This window comes from Prosthecomicrobium pneumaticum (assembly GCF_014199915.1).
Classification (GTDB): domain Bacteria; phylum Pseudomonadota; class Alphaproteobacteria; order Rhizobiales; family Kaistiaceae; genus Prosthecomicrobium; species Prosthecomicrobium pneumaticum.
Map to the genome: position 1 here is coordinate 97,260 of NZ_JACHOO010000007.1, position 12,633 is coordinate 109,892.

22 protein-coding genes are annotated in these 12,633 nt (G+C 65.7%); all 22 read right to left on the reverse strand.

Annotated elements, in window-relative coordinates:
- Positions 1-9 precede the first annotated feature (9 nt).
- Complete coding sequence (gene rpsE, locus GGQ63_RS16370) at positions 10-564, reverse strand: 30S ribosomal protein S5 (RefSeq protein WP_183857687.1); 555 nt, start codon at positions 562-564, stop codon at positions 10-12.
- Positions 565-609: 45 nt separating this feature from the next.
- Positions 610-966, reverse strand: coding sequence for a 50S ribosomal protein L18 (gene rplR / locus GGQ63_RS16375; protein ID WP_183857688.1), 357 nt, complete (start codon positions 964-966; stop codon positions 610-612).
- A gap of 11 nt (positions 967-977) precedes the next feature.
- Positions 978-1,511: a 50S ribosomal protein L6 gene (gene rplF, locus GGQ63_RS16380; RefSeq protein ID WP_183857689.1), complete on the reverse strand. Its 534-nt coding sequence runs from the start codon at positions 1,509-1,511 to the stop codon at positions 978-980.
- Positions 1,512-1,556: 45 nt separating this feature from the next.
- Positions 1,557-1,955, reverse strand: coding sequence for a 30S ribosomal protein S8 (gene rpsH / locus GGQ63_RS16385; RefSeq protein WP_183857690.1), 399 nt, complete (start codon positions 1,953-1,955; stop codon positions 1,557-1,559).
- Between the two features lie 11 nt (positions 1,956-1,966).
- Positions 1,967-2,272 (reverse strand): 30S ribosomal protein S14, encoded by a 306-nt coding sequence (gene rpsN / locus GGQ63_RS16390; protein WP_183857691.1) that lies wholly within the window; start codon positions 2,270-2,272, stop codon positions 1,967-1,969.
- Between the two features lie 23 nt (positions 2,273-2,295).
- The gene (rplE, locus tag GGQ63_RS16395) at positions 2,296-2,853 is read right to left on the reverse strand and encodes a 50S ribosomal protein L5 (protein ID WP_183857692.1); all 558 of its coding nucleotides are present in this window, start codon (positions 2,851-2,853) and stop codon (positions 2,296-2,298) included.
- Positions 2,846-3,163 (reverse strand): 50S ribosomal protein L24, encoded by a 318-nt coding sequence (gene rplX, locus GGQ63_RS16400; protein WP_183857693.1) that lies wholly within the window; start codon positions 3,161-3,163, stop codon positions 2,846-2,848. Before rplX ends, rplE begins: the two co-directional genes overlap by 8 nt.
- On the reverse strand, positions 3,163-3,531 hold the full coding sequence (gene rplN / locus GGQ63_RS16405; RefSeq protein ID WP_029075463.1) for a 50S ribosomal protein L14: 369 nt from the start codon (positions 3,529-3,531) through the stop codon (positions 3,163-3,165). Before rplN ends, rplX begins: the two co-directional genes overlap by 1 nt.
- 72 nt (positions 3,532-3,603) lie before the next feature.
- On the reverse strand, positions 3,604-3,852 hold the full coding sequence (gene rpsQ / locus GGQ63_RS16410) for a 30S ribosomal protein S17 (protein ID WP_183857694.1): 249 nt from the start codon (positions 3,850-3,852) through the stop codon (positions 3,604-3,606).
- Positions 3,853-3,862: 10 nt separating this feature from the next.
- Positions 3,863-4,063 (reverse strand): 50S ribosomal protein L29, encoded by a 201-nt coding sequence (gene rpmC / locus GGQ63_RS16415; RefSeq protein ID WP_183857695.1) that lies wholly within the window; start codon positions 4,061-4,063, stop codon positions 3,863-3,865.
- Between the two features lie 25 nt (positions 4,064-4,088).
- Positions 4,089-4,502, reverse strand: coding sequence for a 50S ribosomal protein L16 (rplP, locus tag GGQ63_RS16420; protein WP_183857696.1), 414 nt, complete (start codon positions 4,500-4,502; stop codon positions 4,089-4,091).
- A gap of 25 nt (positions 4,503-4,527) precedes the next feature.
- Positions 4,528-5,247, reverse strand: coding sequence for a 30S ribosomal protein S3 (rpsC, locus tag GGQ63_RS16425; RefSeq protein ID WP_183857697.1), 720 nt, complete (start codon positions 5,245-5,247; stop codon positions 4,528-4,530).
- The gene (rplV, locus tag GGQ63_RS16430) at positions 5,247-5,627 is read right to left on the reverse strand and encodes a 50S ribosomal protein L22 (protein ID WP_183857698.1); all 381 of its coding nucleotides are present in this window, start codon (positions 5,625-5,627) and stop codon (positions 5,247-5,249) included. The genes rpsC and rplV overlap by 1 nt, the downstream gene beginning before the upstream one ends.
- Positions 5,628-5,630: 3 nt before the next feature.
- A complete protein-coding gene (rpsS, locus tag GGQ63_RS16435) occupies positions 5,631-5,909 on the reverse strand; it encodes a 30S ribosomal protein S19 (protein WP_183857699.1) in 279 nt (92 codons plus the stop codon).
- 9 nt (positions 5,910-5,918) lie between these two features.
- Positions 5,919-6,755, reverse strand: a complete 837-nt coding sequence (gene rplB / locus GGQ63_RS16440) for a 50S ribosomal protein L2 (RefSeq protein WP_183857700.1) — start codon at positions 6,753-6,755, stop codon at positions 5,919-5,921.
- 21 nt (positions 6,756-6,776) lie between these two features.
- Entirely contained in the window at positions 6,777-7,070 is a 294-nt protein-coding gene (locus GGQ63_RS16445) for a 50S ribosomal protein L23 (RefSeq protein ID WP_183857701.1), read from the reverse strand.
- The gene (gene rplD, locus GGQ63_RS16450; RefSeq protein ID WP_183857702.1) at positions 7,067-7,687 is read right to left on the reverse strand and encodes a 50S ribosomal protein L4; all 621 of its coding nucleotides are present in this window, start codon (positions 7,685-7,687) and stop codon (positions 7,067-7,069) included. The genes GGQ63_RS16445 and rplD overlap by 4 nt, the downstream gene beginning before the upstream one ends.
- The gene (gene rplC, locus GGQ63_RS16455) at positions 7,687-8,421 is read right to left on the reverse strand and encodes a 50S ribosomal protein L3 (RefSeq protein ID WP_183857703.1); all 735 of its coding nucleotides are present in this window, start codon (positions 8,419-8,421) and stop codon (positions 7,687-7,689) included. Before rplC ends, rplD begins: the two co-directional genes overlap by 1 nt.
- 26 nt (positions 8,422-8,447) lie before the next feature.
- Positions 8,448-8,756 (reverse strand): 30S ribosomal protein S10, encoded by a 309-nt coding sequence (gene rpsJ, locus GGQ63_RS16460; RefSeq protein ID WP_018184903.1) that lies wholly within the window; start codon positions 8,754-8,756, stop codon positions 8,448-8,450.
- A 65-nt stretch (positions 8,757-8,821) separates the two neighbouring features.
- On the reverse strand, positions 8,822-10,012 hold the full coding sequence (gene tuf, locus GGQ63_RS16465) for an elongation factor Tu (RefSeq protein WP_183857704.1): 1,191 nt from the start codon (positions 10,010-10,012) through the stop codon (positions 8,822-8,824).
- 53 nt (positions 10,013-10,065) lie between these two features.
- Positions 10,066-12,141, reverse strand: a complete 2,076-nt coding sequence (fusA, locus tag GGQ63_RS16470; protein WP_183857705.1) for an elongation factor G — start codon at positions 12,139-12,141, stop codon at positions 10,066-10,068.
- Positions 12,142-12,159: 18 nt separating this feature from the next.
- The gene (rpsG, locus tag GGQ63_RS16475) at positions 12,160-12,630 is read right to left on the reverse strand and encodes a 30S ribosomal protein S7 (protein WP_183857706.1); all 471 of its coding nucleotides are present in this window, start codon (positions 12,628-12,630) and stop codon (positions 12,160-12,162) included.
- Positions 12,631-12,633: the final 3 nt, after the last annotated feature.

Sequence of the window (12,633 nt, forward strand, 5' to 3'; positions counted from 1 at the left end):
CTTTCCGGCTCACGCTTCGGCGGAGGCGGCCTCGCCGCCCTCGCCGCGACGCGCCTGCAGGAGCGACACCTTGATGCCGCGACGGGCGGCGACCGCCCGCGGGCTGTCCTCGCTCTTCAGCGCGTCGAAGGTGGCGCGGATCATGTTGTAGGGGTTCGACGAGCCGAGCGACTTCGCCACCACGTCCTGGACGCCGAGCGTCTCGAACACGGCGCGCATCGGGCCGCCGGCGATGATGCCGGTGCCCGCCGGCGCGGCGCGCAGCAGGACGCGCCCGGCGCCGTGCCGACCGGCGACGTCGTGATGAAGCGTGCGGCCTTCGCGCAGCGGCACCCGAACGAGCGAACGCTTCGCCGCCTCGGTCGCCTTGCGGATCGCCTCGGGCACTTCACGGGCCTTGCCGTGGCCGAACCCGACCCGGCCCTTCTGGTCGCCGACGACGACGAGCGCCGCGAAGCCGAAGCGCCGGCCGCCCTTCACCACCTTAGCGACGCGGTTGATGTGGACGAGCTTGTCGACGAACTCGCCGTCGCGATCCCGCTCTTCCCGCTGCTCTCTCGCCATCTCAGTTCCAATCTCTAGCTGTCTGGGTGGACGCGGGCATGCGCGTCAGAAATCGAGGCCGCCTTCGCGGGCGCCATCGGCGAGCGCCTTGACGCGGCCGTGGAAGAGGTACGGCCCGCGGTCGAAGACCACCGCCTTCACCCCGGCGGCGAGCGCGCGCTCGGCGACCAGCTTGCCGATCGCCTCGGCGGCCGCCTTGTCGGCGCCGGTCTTCAGCGAAGCCTTCAGGTCCTTCTCGAGCGACGACGCCGCGGCAACGGTGCGGCCGGCCGCATCGTCGATCACCTGGGCATAGATGTGCTTCGAGGAGCGGAACACCGAAAGCCGCGGCCGTTCGCCCGCGACGCTGCGGATGTGCCGGCGGACGCGCGCCGAGCGGCGCTCCATCTGAGTATTGGCCATGGCGACCACCCTTACTTCTTCTTGCCTTCCTTGCGGAAGATCACCTCGTTCGCGTATTTCACGCCCTTGCCCTTATAGGGCTCCGGGCTGCGGAACTCGCGGATCTCGGCGGCCACCTGGCCGACCTGCTGCTTGTCGTTGCCCGAGATGAGGATCTCGATCGGGCGGGGCGTCTGGATGGTGATGCCCTCCGGGATCGGATAGTTCACCTCATGGCTGTAGCCGAGCGACAGCTGCAGCACCTTGCCCTGGACCGCCGCACGATAGCCGACGCCGCTGATCTCGAGCTTCTTCGTGAAGCCCTGCGTCACGCCGGTCATCAGATTGGCGACCATGGTCCGCGTCATGCCCCAGGCCGAGCGGGCCTGCTTCGAGGCGTCGCGCGGCGCCACCTCGACACCGGTGTCGCCGAGCTTCACCGTCACCAGATCCGTGAAGTCGAAGGTCAGCTCGCCCTTCGGGCCCTTGGCCACGACGGTCTGGCCGTTGATCGTGGCCGTCACACCCTTGGGCACGGCGACCGGCTTCTTACCAATACGAGACATCAGACAACCCGTCCGGTTCGTGTTTCCCGTGGAAGCTCCGCAACATCAGAAGACGTTGCAGAGCACCTCGCCGCCGACGTTCTGCTCGCGCGCATCCGCATCCGACATGACCCCCTTCGGGGTCGAGAGGATCGCCACGCCGAGCCCGTTCGCGACGCGCGGAATCGCCTTTACGGAAGCATAGACCCGACGGCCCGGCTTCGAAACGCGCTCGATCGTCCGGATCACCGGCTCGCCGTCATAATACTTGAGTTCGATCTCGAACTCCTTCTTGCCGTCGCCGAAATCGACCGCGGAATAGCCGCGGATGTAGCCTTCCGACTGCAGCACGTCGAGGACGCGCTGACGCAGCTTGGAGGCCGGCGTCGACACCTTCGTCATCCGGCGCAGCTGCGCGTTACGGATGCGGGTGAGCATATCGCCCAAAGGATCGGTCAGAGACATGGACCTGCTCCTTACCAGCTGGACTTGACGAGGCCGGGGATCATCCCGAGCGAGCCGAGCTCGCGCAGCGCGATACGCGACATCTTCAACTTGCGATAGACGGCGCGGGGGCGGCCGGTGACTTCGCACCGGTTGCGCACGCGGACCGCCGACGAATTGCGCGGCAGCTCGGCGAGCTTGAGCGTCGCCTGGAACCGCTCCTCGAGGGGGAGCTGCTCGTTGCGGGCGATCGCCTTCAGCTCGGCACGCTTGCCGGCATACTGCTTGGCGAGCTTCCGGCGCCGGTTGTTCTTTTCGATAGAGCTCTTCTTAGCCATCGATATCGTCCTTCAGGCCCGGATCACTGCCGGAACGGGAAGTTGAGCGCCTTCAGGAGCGCCCGGGCTTCCTCGTCCGTCTTGGCCGTGGTGCAGACGATGACGTCCATACCCCAGACCTGGTCGATCTTGTCGTAGTCGATCTCGGGGAACACGAGATGCTCCTTGATGCCCATGGCATAGTTGCCACGGCCGTCGAAGCTCTTCGGGTTCAAGCCGCGGAAGTCGCGGACGCGGGGCAGCGCGATCGTCACGAGCCGGTCGAGGAACTCGTACATCCGCTGCTTGCGCAGCGTGACCTTGCCGCCGATCGGCATGTTCTCGCGGACCTTGAAGGTCGCGATCGACTTGCGCGCCCGCGTCACCGCCGGCTTCTGGCCGGCGATCAGCGCCAGATCGCCGAGCGCGACCTGCACCTTCTTCGTGTCGTTGACCGCCTCGCCGACGCCCATATTGAGGACGATCTTGTCGAGCTTCGGAACCTCCATCGGGTTCTTGTAGCCGAACTGCTCGACGAGCTTCGAGCGGACCGTGTCCTCGTAGAATTTCTTGAGCCGCGGCTCGATTGCTGCCTCAGCCATCGATCGTCTCTCCCGAACGCTTAGCGACGCGCAGCTTGCGTCCGTCTTCGGTGATCTTGAATCCAACCCGGGTGGGCTTGCCGTCCGAGGGGTCGGCGAGCGCGAGGTTCGACAGGTGGATCGGCATCTCCTTCGAGACGATGCCGCCCTGCTGATTCATGCTCTGCTTCTGGTGCCGCTGCGCCACGTTGATGCCGCGCACCACGGCACGGTCATCCGCCGGCTGCACGCTCAGCACTTCACCCGACTTGCCCTTGTCCTTGCCGGCGAGAACGACGACGCGGTCGCCCTTCTTGATCTTCGCGGCCATCACAGCACCTCCGGCGCGAGCGAGATGATCTTCATGTGGTTCTTCGCGCGCAGCTCGCGCGGCACCGGTCCGAAGATACGGGTCCCGATCGGCTCCTTCTGATTGTTGATCAGCACCGCCGCATTCTTGTCGAAGCGGATCACGCTGCCGTCCGGGCGGCGGATATCCTTCGCCGTGCGCACGACCACGGCCTTCATGACGTCGCCCTTCTTGACGCGACCGCGGGGGATCGCCTCCTTGATCGAGACGACGATGATGTCGCCGACCGAAGCGTATTTCCGCTTCGAGCCGCCGAGAACCTTGATGCACATAACACGACGGGCACCGGAATTGTCCGCGACGTCGAGGTTCGTCTGCATCTGAATCATGACTGATCGCCTACTTCTCTCAGTCGCCCCCGCGCACCCTCGAAGGGCACGCGACGGGGCGGAACCTCGTTCTTATTCGCCCGCCGGCAGGTCCGTGCCGAGCACGACCCAGCGCTTGTTCTTCGAGATCGGCTTCGACTCCTCGATGAAGACGGTGTCGCCGGTCTTGTAGGTGTTGGCCTCGTCATGGGCCTGGTACTTCTTCGAGCGGCGGACGGTCTTCTTCAGCACCGGATGGGTGAAGCGGCGCTCGACACGCACCACCACCGTCTTGTCGGTCTTGTCGCTGACGACCGTACCCTGCAGAACGCGCTTCGGCATGGCGGCCTCCTTACTTCGTCTCGGCCGCCGCCTTCTGGGCGGCGATGGTCTTGATGCGGGCGATGTCGCGACGGATCTGACGGACCCGCGCGGTGTTCTCGAGCTGACCCGTCGCCCGCTGGAAGCGCAGGTTGAACTGCTCCTTCTTGAGCGCGACGAGCTGATCGTCGAGCTGATCGGCGGTCATGACCCGCACATCCTTGGCCTTCATGGCTCTATCCTCGTCGAACGCGCGGTCAATCGGCGATGCGCTGAACGAAGCGCGTCTTGATCGGAAGCTTGGCGGCGCCGAGACGCAGCGCCTCGCGGGCCACGTCCTCCGGCACACCGTCGATCTCGAACATGATGCGGCCCGGCTTGATGCGCACCGCCCAGAATTCCGGCGAGCCCTTGCCCTTGCCCATGCGGACCTCGGTCGGCTTGGCGGTCACCGGCACGTCCGGGAACACCCGGATCCAGACGCGGCCGGCGCGCTTCATCTCGCGGGTGATCGCGCGGCGGGCCGCCTCGATCTGGCGCGCGGTGACCCGCTCCGGCTCCAGCGCCTTCAGGCCGAAACCGCCGAAGTTGAGGTCCGTGCCGCCCTTCGAGACGCCATGGATGCGTCCCTTGAACTGCTTGCGGAACTTGGTGCGCTTGGGTTGCAGCATCGTTCTTCTCTTTCAGTCCTTCGGCTCAGGCCGCGTCGCGGTCGCGATCGCGACGCCGGCCGCTCGAGCCCTGCTCCGCACCCTCGGTCTGGCGACGCTCGGACGCCATCGGATCGTGCTCGAGGATCTCGCCCTTGAAGATCCACACCTTGATGCCGCAGGTGCCGTAAGCGGTGTGCGCGGTCGCAACGCCATAGTCGATGTCCGCACGCAGCGTGTGCAGCGGAACCCGGCCCTCGCGATACCACTCGAGACGCGCGATCTCGGCGCCGCCCAGACGCCCGGAGGCGTTGATGCGGATGCCCTCGGCGCCGAGGCGCATCGCCGACTGCACCGAGCGCTTCATGGCGCGCCGGAAGGCGACGCGACGCTCGAGCTGCTGGGCGATCGAGGCGGCGACCAGGTTGGCGTCGGTCTCGGGCTTGCGGACTTCCACAATGTTGATGTGGACTTCCGAATCCGTCAGACGGCCGACTTCCTTGCGCAGCTTCTCGATATCCGCGCCCTTCTTGCCGATCACGATGCCCGGGCGCGCCGAATGGATCGTCACCCGGCACTTCTTGTGCGGGCGCTCGATCACGATCTTCGACACGGCGGCCTGCTTCAGCTCCTTCATGAGGCGCTCGCGGATGCGGACGTCCTCGTGCAGCAGCTTCGCATACTCGCCGCGGCCGGCGAACCAGCGGCTGTCCCAGGTCCGGTTGATGCCGAGACGCAGGCCGATCGGATTGACTTTCTGACCCATCAGGCGGTCTCCTGAACTTCCCGGACGACGATCGTCAGGTGCGAGAACGGCTTCTGAATGCGGCCGACGCGGCCACGGGCACGCGGCGTCCAGCGCTTCAGAACCAGCGCCTTGCCGACATGGGCCTCGGCGACGACCAGGCTGTCGACGTCGAGGTCATGATTGTTCTCGGCATTGGCGATCGCGCTCTCGAGCGCCTTCTTGACGTCCTTGGCGATGCGCTTGCGCGAGAAGGTCAGGTCCGCGAGCGCGGCCGAGGCCTTCTTGCCGCGGATCAGCGCCGCGACGAGGTTGAGCTTCTGCGGCGAGACGCGGAGCATCCGCGCCACGGCGCGGGCTTCCGTGTCCTTGAGCGCCCGCTCGGTCTTGGGCTTGCTCATCGCCTACTTCCTCTTCGCCTTCTTGTCGGCCGTGTGGCCATAGTAGGTCCGGGTCGGCGAGAACTCGCCGAACTTGTGACCCACCATGTCCTCATTGACCAGCACGGGAATGTGCTTCTGGCCATTGTAGACGCCGAAGGTCAAGCCGACGAACTGCGGCAGGATGGTGGAGCGGCGGCTCCAGATCTTGATGATTTCGGCCCGGCCCGAAGACCGCGCCTTTTCCGCCTTGCGGAGGAGGTATCCGTCGACGAACGGACCTTTCCAGGTAGAGCGAGCCACGGGAGCCTCTTACTTAGCCTTGCGCAGATGACGGCTGCGCACGATGAACTTGTCGGTCGACTTGTTGTTGCGGGTCTTCTTGCCCTTGGTCGGCTTGCCCCAGGGCGTGACCGGATGACGGCCGCCCGAGGTGCGGCCTTCGCCGCCGCCATGCGGATGGTCGACCGGGTTCATCGCCACGCCGCGGACGCTCGGACGCTTGCCGAGCCAGCGGTTGCGGCCGGCCTTGCCGATCGAGACGTTGGCGTGATCGGCGTTCGACACCGCGCCGACCGTCGCGAAGCAGGCCTGCGAGATCAGCCGCTGCTCGCCCGAAGCGAGGCGAAGGATCGCCATGCCCTGGTCGCGGCCGACATACTGCGCATAAGCGCCGGCCGAACGGGCGATCTGGCCGCCCTTGCCGGGCTTCATCTCGATGTTGTGGACGATGGTTCCGACCGGCAGGGCGCCGAGCGGCATCGCATTGCCGGGCTTCACGTCCGCCTGATTCGACGAGATCACCGTATCGCCGACGGCCAGACGCTGCGGCGCCAGGATGTAGCTGAGCTCGCCGTCCGCATACTTGATCAGCGCGATGAACGCCGTGCGGTTCGGATCGTATTCGAGCCGCTCGACCGTCGCCGGCACATCGAGCTTGCGACGCTTGAAGTCGACCAGGCGATAGGCCCGCTTATGACCGCCGCCACGCCCGAAGGCGGTGACACGGCCGAGATTGTTGCGGCCGCCCGACTGGCGCAGACCGACGGTGAGACCCTTCACCGGCTTGCCGGCGTAGAGCTCGGAGCGGTCGACGAGAACCAGCTGGCGCTGGCCCGGCGTCGTCGGCTTGTAATGCTTGAGTGCCATGACTTAGCCCGTTCCTTCCGCTCAGAGACCGGTCGATACGTCGATCGAGTCGCCCTCGGCGAGGGTGACGATCGCCTTCTTGACGTCGCTCTGCTGGCCGATCACGCCGCGGAAACGCTTGACCTTGCCCTTGCGGACCATGGTGTTGACGGCCGTCACCTTGACCTTGAAGAGCGCCTCGACGGCAGCCTTGATCTCCGGCTTCGTCGCGGTCTTCAGGACGTTGAAGACGACCTTGTTCTGCTCCGTCGCGACGGTCGACTTCTCCGAGAGGACCGGGCTGCGGATGATGTCGTAGTGCGAGAGGTCGCTCATTTGAACCGCTCTCCGATCGCGTCGACGGCGGCCTTGGTGAGAACGAGCTTCTCGCGCCGCAGGATGTCGTAGACGTTGAGGCCGGCGACCGGCAGCACGTCCACGTCCGGAATGTTGCGGGCGGCGAGCGCGAAGTTCTCGTCCACCGCCGGACCGCCGATGATCAGCGCATTGCCGAGGCCGAGCTTGGCGAACCGCTCGCGCAGCGCCTTCGTCTTCGGCTCACCGACCGCGACGTCGGAGACGACGATCAGATTGTCGCCCTTCGCCTTCGCCGACAGCGCGAGCTTCAGAGCGAGCGCGCGCACCTTCTTCGGCAGATCGTGCTCGTGGCTGCGGACGACCGGGCCGAAAGCCTTGCCGCCGCCGCGGAACTGCGGCGCCGTCTTGGCACCGTGGCGTGCGCCGCCGGTGCCCTTCTGCTTGTACATCTTCTTCGTCGTGCCGTGGACCTCGGTCCGCGTCTTCGACTTGTGCGTGCCGGCCTGCCGGCGCGCGAGCTGCCAGCGGACCATGCGCTGCAGGATGTCGGCGCGCGGCTCGAGACCGAAGATCGCTTCGTCGAGCGTGACCGAACCGTCCTCGGCGCCGTCGAGCGTGGTGACTTTGACTTCCATCACTCGGACTCCTTCGCCTCGACCTCGGCCACCGGGGCCTCGGCCTTGCCGTTCTTCGCCGGCGCCCGGAAGGCGCCCGGAACCGGGGCGTCCTTCGGCAGCGCGCGCTTGACGGCGTCGCGAACCTCGATCCAGCCGCCCTTGGCGCCCGGAACCGCGCCCTCGACGAGGATCAGACCCCGCTCAAGATCGGTGCGGATGACCTTCAGGTTCTGGGTGGTGACCCGCTCGTCGCCGAGATGGCCGGCCATCTTCTTGCCCTTGAAGACCTTGCCCGGATCCTGCCGCTGGCCGGTCGAGCCGTGCACACGGTGCGAGACCGAGTTGCCGTGCGTCGCGCGGCCGCCGCCGAAGTTCCAGCGCTTCATCGAGCCGGCGAAGCCCTTGCCGATCGAGGTGCCGGTGACGTCGACGAACTGGCCGACGACGAAGTGCTCGACGGTCAGCTCGGCGCCGATCTCGATCAGGTTCTCGGGCGACACCCGGAACTCGACCACCTTGCGCTTCGGCTCGACTTCGGCCTTGGCGAAGTGGCCGCGCTCGGCCTTCGAAACGTTTTTGACTTTCTTGAGGCCCGCGCCCAGCTGCACCGCAGTGTAGCCGTTCTTGTCCTCAGTCCGCTGGGCGACAACCTGACAGTTGTCGAGCTTCAGCACCGTCACCGGCACCTGCTCGCCCGCATCGGTATAGATGCGGGTCATGCCCAACTTCTGTGCGATCACTCCAGAACGCATGGCTTAAGCCTCGCTCGCTTGACCGATCAGAGCTTGATCTCGACGTCCACGCCCGCGGCGAGGTCGAGCTTCATCAGCGCGTCCACGGTCTGCGGGGTGGGGTCGACGATATCGAGAAGGCGCTTGTGGGTGCGCATCTCGAACTGCTCGCGGCTCTTCTTGTCGATATGCGGCGACCGGTTGACCGTGAACTTCTCGATCTGCGTCGGCAGCGGCACGGGGCCGACCACGCGCGCGCCCGTCCGTTTCGCCGTGTTCACGATCTCGCGGGTCGACGCATCGAGGATGCGATGGTCGAACGCCTTGAGCCGGATCCGGATATTCTGACCGTTCATCGAATTCTGTCCTCGAAACGAGAAGGGTGCGCCGCGCCGGCGGCGCACCCGTTTCGCCGGATCCCTTACTTGATGATGCTGGCGACGACGCCGGCGCCGACGGTGCGCCCGCCTTCACGGATGGCGAAGCGCAGCTTCTCTTCCATCGCGATCGGGACGATCAGCGTCACTTCCATCGCCACATTGTCGCCCGGCATCACCATCTCGACGCCTTCCGGCAGCGCGACCACGCCCGTCACGTCCGTCGTGCGGAAGTAGAACTGCGGACGGTAGTTGGTGAAGAACGGCGTATGACGGCCGCCCTCTTCCTTCGTCAGGATGTACGCCTCGGCCTTGAACACCGTGTGCGGCGTCACAGAGCCGGGCTTGCACAGAACCTGGCCGCGCTCGACGCCCTCGCGGTCGATGCCGCGCAGCAGCGCGCCGATATTGTCGCCCGCCTGGCCCTGATCGAGCAGCTTGCGGAACATCTCGACGCCCGTCACCGTCGACTTCACCGTCGGACGGATGCCGACGATCTCGACTTCCTCGCCGACCTTCACGACGCCGCGCTCGACGCGACCCGTCACGACCGTGCCGCGGCCCGAGATCGAGAACACGTCTTCGATCGGCATCAGGAACGGCTGGTCGATCGGACGCTCCGGCTGCGGGATGTAGTCGTCCACCGCCTGCATCAGCTGCAGGATCGCGTCATGGCCGAGCTCGGGATTGGTCCCCTCCAGCGCGCACAGCGCCGAGCCCTTGACGATCGGAATGTCGTCGCCGGGGAAGTCGTAGGACGACAGAAGCTCGCGAACCTCGAGCTCGACGAGCTCCAGAAGCTCCGGATCGTCGACCATGTCGACCTTGTTCAGGAACACGACGAGCGCCGGAACGCCGACCTGCCGGGCGAGCAGGATGTGCTCCCGCGTCTGCGGCATCGGGCCGTCCGCCGCCGAAACGACGAGGATCGCGCCGTCCATCTGCGCCGCGCCGGTGATCATGTTCTTCACATAGTCGGCGTGCCCGGGGCAGTCGACATGCGCATAGTGCCGGTTCGTCGTCTGGTATTCCACATGCGCCGTGTTGATCGTGATGCCGCGCGCACGCTCCTCCGGAGCCGCGTCGATCTGGTCATACGCCTTGAACGTCGCACCGCCCGTCTCGGCAAGAACCTTCGTGATCGCCGCCGTCAGCGACGTCTTGCCATGGTCGACATGGCCGATCGTCCCGATGTTGCAGTGCGGCTTGTTACGCTCGAACTTCTCTTTCGCCATCGGAGTGCTCCGTTTTTCTCTTTCGACAGGTGGTGGGTTCGCTACCGGGAAGCTCAGGCGTATTTCGCCTGAACCTCCTGAGCGACCGCAGCCGGCACCTGTTCATAGTGGTCGAACTGCATGGTGTAGCTGGCGCGACCCTGCGACATCGACCGCAGGTTGTTCACATAGGAGAACATGTTCGCGAGCGGGACGAAGGCCGTGATGACATTCGCGTTGCCGCGCATGTCCTGGCCCTGGATCTGGCCGCGCCGCGAGTTGAGATCGCCGATCACCGAACCGACATACTCTTCCGGCGACACGACCTCGACCTTCATGATCGGCTCGAGCAGCGCGGGGCTCGCCTTCTCGATGCCTTCGCGAAGCGCGGCGCGTGCCGCGATCTCGAAGGCGATCGCCGAAGAGTCGACCTCGTGATAGGCGCCGTCGATCAGCGCCACCTTGACGTCGACCACCGGGAAGCCGGCGATCGGACCCGAGGTGAGCACCGAATTGATGCCCTTCTCGACGCCGGGGATGTATTCCTTCGGAACCACACCGCCGATGATCTTGTTCTCGAACTTGTGACCGGCGCCGATCTCGTTCGGCTCGACCACCAGCTTGACGCGGGCGAACTGGCCGGTGCCGCCCGTCTGCTTCTTGTGGGTGTAGTCGATCTCCGCCGCCTTGCGGATCGTCTCGCGATACGCAACCTGCGGCGCGCCGACATTCACCTTGATGTTGTACGGCGCGCGGCGAAGGATATCGACCTTGATGTCGAGATGCAGCTCGCCCATGCCCTTGATGATGGTCTGGCCGGACTCGCTGTCGGTCGACACGTAGAAGGACGGATCCTCCGACGCGAGCTTCATGAGAGCCGTGGTCAGCTTCTCCTGATCGCTCTTCGTCGCGGCCTCGACCGACATCTCGATGACCGGAGCCGGGAATTCCATCTTCTCGAGGATGACCGGATGGGCCGGATCGCAGAGCGTGTCGCCGGTGCGGCTCTCCTTGAGGCCGACCAGAGCGACGATGTCGCCGGCGAACGCCTCATCGATTTCCTCACGCGAATTGGCGTGCATCTGCACCATGCGGCCGATGCGCTCGCGCTTCTCCTTCGTCGAGTTGAGCAGCGTGACGCCCTTCTCGAGCTTGCCCGAATAGATGCGGGCGAAGGTCAGCACGCCGAACGGATCCTCGATGATCTTGAAGGCGAGCATGGCGAGCGGCTCGTCATCCGTCGAATGACGAACGACTTCGGCCTCGGTCTTGGCGTCGATGCCCTTGGTCGGCGGAACGTCCACCGGCGACGGCAGGTAGTCGACCACCGCGTCGAGCAGCGTCTGCACGCCCTTGTTCTTGAAGGCCGAGCCGGCGAGCACCGGGAACCACGCCGAGGTGCGCACCGCCTCGCGGATCAGCCGCTTCAGGGTCGCCTCGTCGGGCTCGTTGCCCTCGAGATAAGCCTCCATCGCGCCCTCGTCGAGCTCGACGGCGGCCTCGATCAGCTCCATGCGCGCCGCCTCGGCCTTCTCCTGAAGGTCGGCCGGAATCTCCGCGTCATGGAATTTCGCGCCGAGGCTCTCGTCTTCCCAGATCACCGCCTTCATGCGGACGAGGTCGACGATGCCCTTGAAATCGCTCTCGGCGCCGATCGGAAGCTGGATCGGAACCGGACGGGCACCGAGGCGCTTCTTGATGTCGTCGATGCACTGATCGAAGCTCGCACCGGTCTTGTCCATCTTGTTGCAGAAGACGATCCGGGGAACCTTGTACTTGTCGCCCTGGCGCCACACCGTCTCGGTCTGCGGCTCGACGCCCTGGTTGGAGTCGAGCACGCACACCGCACCGTCGAGCACGCGCAGCGAACGCTCCACCTCGATGGTGAAGTCGACGTGGCCGGGCGTGTCGATGATGTTGAGACGCTTGCCGTTCCAGAAGGTCGTGGTCGCGGCGGACGTGATCGTGATGCCGCGCTCCTGCTCCTGCTCCATGTAGTCCATGGTCGCAGCGCCGTCGTGGACTTCGCCGATCTTATGCGATTTGCCGGAATAGTAGAGGATCCGCTCGGTCGTCGTCGTCTTGCCCGCGTCGATGTGGGCCATGATGCCGAAGTTGCGGTAGTCCTCGATCTTGTGGCTACGGGCCATGACGGTCGCTCCGCTCGGTTACCAGCGATAGTGCGAGAAGGCGCGGTTGGCTTCCGCCATCCGGTGCGTGTCTTCCCGCTTCTTCACGGCGTTGCCGCGGTTGTTCGAGGCGTCGAGCAGTTCGCCGGACAGGCGCTCGACCATCGTCTTCTCATTGCGGCCGCGGGCGGCCGACAGCAGCCAGCGGATCGCCAGCGCCTGGCGGCGCTCGGTGCGAACCTCGACCGGAACCTGGTAGGTCGCGCCGCCGACACGGCGGGAGCGGACCTCGAGATGCGGCGCAACGTTCTCGAGCGCCTGGCGGAACACCACCACCGGCTCCTGCCGGGTGCGGGCCTGGATCGTGTCGAAGGCGCCATAGACGATCTGCTCGGCGACGGACTTCTTGCCGTCATACATGAGCGCGTTCATGAACTTCGAGACGACGAGGTCGCCGAACTTCGGATCCGGATTGATCTCGCGCTTCTCGGCGCGGTGACGACGGGACATGAG

Bases quoted from the DNA above. Each gene is read 5' to 3' on its own strand.
- rpsE (WP_183857687.1), bottom strand. From the start codon at position 564: ATGGCGAGAGAGCAGCGGGAAGAGCGGGATCGCGACGGCGAGTTCGTC.
- rplR (WP_183857688.1), bottom strand. From the start codon at position 966: ATGGCCAATACTCAGATGGAGCGCCGCTCGGCGCGCGTCCGCCGGCAC.
- rplF (WP_183857689.1), bottom strand. From the start codon at position 1,511: ATGTCTCGTATTGGTAAGAAGCCGGTCGCCGTGCCCAAGGGTGTGACG.
- rpsH (WP_183857690.1), bottom strand. From the start codon at position 1,955: ATGTCTCTGACCGATCCTTTGGGCGATATGCTCACCCGCATCCGTAAC.
- rpsN (WP_183857691.1), bottom strand. From the start codon at position 2,272: ATGGCTAAGAAGAGCTCTATCGAAAAGAACAACCGGCGCCGGAAGCTC.
- rplE (WP_183857692.1), bottom strand. From the start codon at position 2,853: ATGGCTGAGGCAGCAATCGAGCCGCGGCTCAAGAAATTCTACGAGGAC.
- rplX (WP_183857693.1), bottom strand. From the start codon at position 3,163: ATGGCCGCGAAGATCAAGAAGGGCGACCGCGTCGTCGTTCTCGCCGGC.
- rplN (WP_029075463.1), bottom strand. From the start codon at position 3,531: ATGATTCAGATGCAGACGAACCTCGACGTCGCGGACAATTCCGGTGCC.
- rpsQ (WP_183857694.1), bottom strand. From the start codon at position 3,852: ATGCCGAAGCGCGTTCTGCAGGGTACGGTCGTCAGCGACAAGACCGAC.
- rpmC (WP_183857695.1), bottom strand. From the start codon at position 4,063: ATGAAGGCCAAGGATGTGCGGGTCATGACCGCCGATCAGCTCGACGAT.
- rplP (WP_183857696.1), bottom strand. From the start codon at position 4,502: ATGCTGCAACCCAAGCGCACCAAGTTCCGCAAGCAGTTCAAGGGACGC.
- rpsC (WP_183857697.1), bottom strand. From the start codon at position 5,247: ATGGGTCAGAAAGTCAATCCGATCGGCCTGCGTCTCGGCATCAACCGG.
- rplV (WP_183857698.1), bottom strand. From the start codon at position 5,627: ATGAGCAAGCCCAAGACCGAGCGGGCGCTCAAGGACACGGAAGCCCGC.
- rplB (WP_183857700.1), bottom strand. From the start codon at position 6,755: ATGGCACTCAAGCATTACAAGCCGACGACGCCGGGCCAGCGCCAGCTG.
- GGQ63_RS16445 (WP_183857701.1), bottom strand. From the start codon at position 7,070: ATGAGCGACCTCTCGCACTACGACATCATCCGCAGCCCGGTCCTCTCG.
- rplD (WP_183857702.1), bottom strand. From the start codon at position 7,687: ATGGAAGTCAAAGTCACCACGCTCGACGGCGCCGAGGACGGTTCGGTC.
- rplC (WP_183857703.1), bottom strand. From the start codon at position 8,421: ATGCGTTCTGGAGTGATCGCACAGAAGTTGGGCATGACCCGCATCTAT.
- rpsJ (WP_018184903.1), bottom strand. From the start codon at position 8,756: ATGAACGGTCAGAATATCCGGATCCGGCTCAAGGCGTTCGACCATCGC.
- tuf (WP_183857704.1), bottom strand. From the start codon at position 10,012: ATGGCGAAAGAGAAGTTCGAGCGTAACAAGCCGCACTGCAACATCGGG.
- fusA (WP_183857705.1), bottom strand. From the start codon at position 12,141: ATGGCCCGTAGCCACAAGATCGAGGACTACCGCAACTTCGGCATCATG.
- rpsG (WP_183857706.1), bottom strand. From the start codon at position 12,630: ATGTCCCGTCGTCACCGCGCCGAGAAGCGCGAGATCAATCCGGATCCG.